Annotated in this window: 1 protein-coding gene and 1 pseudogene; one reads left to right on the plus strand and one right to left on the minus strand. The window is 61.5% G+C overall.

The window, feature by feature from the left end:
- Positions 1-144 precede the first annotated feature (144 nt).
- Complete coding sequence (locus GXY01S_RS16555; protein WP_029604276.1) at positions 145-867, plus strand: hypothetical protein; 723 nt, start codon at positions 145-147, stop codon at positions 865-867.
- 97 nt (positions 868-964) lie between these two features.
- Here the strand turns inward: GXY01S_RS16555 and GXY01S_RS16560 are convergent.
- A pseudogene (locus GXY01S_RS16560) lies at positions 965-2,157 on the minus strand (chromosome partitioning protein ParB); the annotation flags it as partial.

The following is a 2,157-nucleotide window of genomic DNA, read 5'->3' on the forward strand; positions in this document are numbered from 1 at the left end:
GCTTTGGGAGCATTTGTTTGTGCTTCGGATTGTCCGACATGAGGGCGACAACCGACATTACAATGAAGGACGCGGGACGGAGATCGTCTCTGCGTCGCAAAGCCAGACTGGCAACTCGCACCTACCTGGTTCATTGTTTATATAATGAATCCGTTTCGTTCGCCCGACACCGACCTCCCCCTGTCGCATGCCCTCATCCTGAAGGCCGCGCTGCTGACGATCGGCTATATTGAGGAAAACGGCCCGATCGGCCTCACGCCCACCAAGGCGCTCAAGCGCTATTTTGTCGCGTGGGCCGCCGAGGCATTTGACTGGCCAGCCTATACGGTCGAAGACCTCTACGCCGTTAACAAAGTCCTCAATGAACACGATTTCCCGCCGCTGGTGATCCTGCATGAGGTTCTGCTCAGTGCGAAGCTCGCACGGCATTTCAAGGGAACCCTGCGGCTGACCGACCTGGCGAGAAAACTCAGATCGGAGCCTGCCCGGCTCTGGATGCTGTTAACGACCCATCTCCTCTTTGTCGTTGACCACAGTCCTTACACCCGAAGCGATGAGCCGCTGTTCGGCAACTGGGATATCTTTCTCAACGTCATCAATATCGAAGCCCAGGCTGCCGTCACCGAAGAGCGACTATGTTCGGTTCTCTACGGGGGTGAAGAGGAGGAGATCCGTCACCGGGATTTCAAGCTGACCGCCAGTCTGTACGTCCATGTCCTGCGTCCACTGTGCTGGGCAGGACTGCTCAACGAGCACCGAACCGGCACCGGCCTCAACAGGCGGGATTTCTATACCAAAACACCCTTATGGACAGCGGCCCTCAGGCTTGAAACGGATCGACACCTGCAGCCGGTGACCCGTCACTGACCACCGTCGACAGCCATTCCGGCGTGATGTCGTCGTTCCCATATAAAAGGCGCCTTCCGGAGACCGAAAGGCGCCAATACCAGTCAGCGGGCTGACATCACTCGGCCGCCACCGCGTCCGGGCTATCGGGCATACGAGCTACCCCTGCTCCCCCTTCACTTCGCTCCGCCACGTTCCTCGTCCGCAATGCCTCGGGCAGCCATCCGGAGCCCTCCAGCAGCCGCTCAGCCGCTTGCGCCATGTCACCCTTCTTCATATGGGCGATACGCTCTGCCGCCTCGGCTCCCCGCGCCTCGCGCACGGCTTCGAGGATGCGGGCCTTGGTGACGCGGCCGAGATAGTTCTCCACCGTTGGCTGCCAGCCTGCTTCGGCCAGATCGAGCGCGAGCGCAGTGGCGAGACGGCCTGCTCGCGCAAGCCGCTCCCTGACGCTGCGTGCCAGAGACGGACCATGAGACGATTCATGCAGCGCGTTGATCCCGAAAGACAGGCAATGCGCTAGCAGGGCCAGACGGCTGGTGTCGTCCAGCCGGTCGAGCCACAGCCAGAGTGCAGCCTCGTCTTCCGGCAAATCGTGCTTCCAGCCCTCGTTGCGCTGGCGCAGCGCGTGGGCCGGCAGGCTGCCGGGCATGTCGGGGGAATGGACCTGCAGCGGGATTTCCCGGACATAGGCTTCCAGGCAATCTGCGCCCGAGACCTGCCAGTACAGATCGCGTACCAGCGTGTGAAGCAGTTCGGTCAGCGCGACATGCGGATTGCTGGCAAACGCATCCCGCAGGGCCAGTGTGCGCCAGGCCGTCAGTTCCGTCAGCAGGCGATCGGAAAGCGGTTTCAGTCCGTCTTCCTCCTCGGGGTCGGTATCGGGTGCGCCTTCCCTCCCATCCCCTTCGGCATCATCGCCATCGCCGCGGTGGTCAATGGCGTCGTCATATCTGTCTGATTCGTCCTGATCGACTTCGAGTTCGACCGGCATATCTTCCGGCCGGACGAAACCCCGTTCGACCAGCAGCGTGCCGTCTGTATCCAGGCTGACGAAGACACCGGCCCGGACCATGTCCGCCGGATCGAAGGAAACAGGGCGTTCTTCCAGCGCCTCGATAGCCTGCTCGATTTCACCCAGCCGCGTATCGACGTCCTCCGGGAACTCATCGGCCTGCGCGTATTCCGCCTCAATGGTTTCCTGCTCGCTGTGCAGAGCGGTCAGACGGCCCGCTTCTTCATCGGAAAGTTCAACGGTCGTCCCGTCGATCTCCGCGAACTGCCGTGTGTGTCCCCAGGGGAAGGACAGAG

Origin of the sequence: Komagataeibacter xylinus NBRC 15237, from assembly GCF_001571345.1 — a bacterium.
Lineage (GTDB): Bacteria > Pseudomonadota > Alphaproteobacteria > Acetobacterales > Acetobacteraceae > Komagataeibacter > Komagataeibacter xylinus.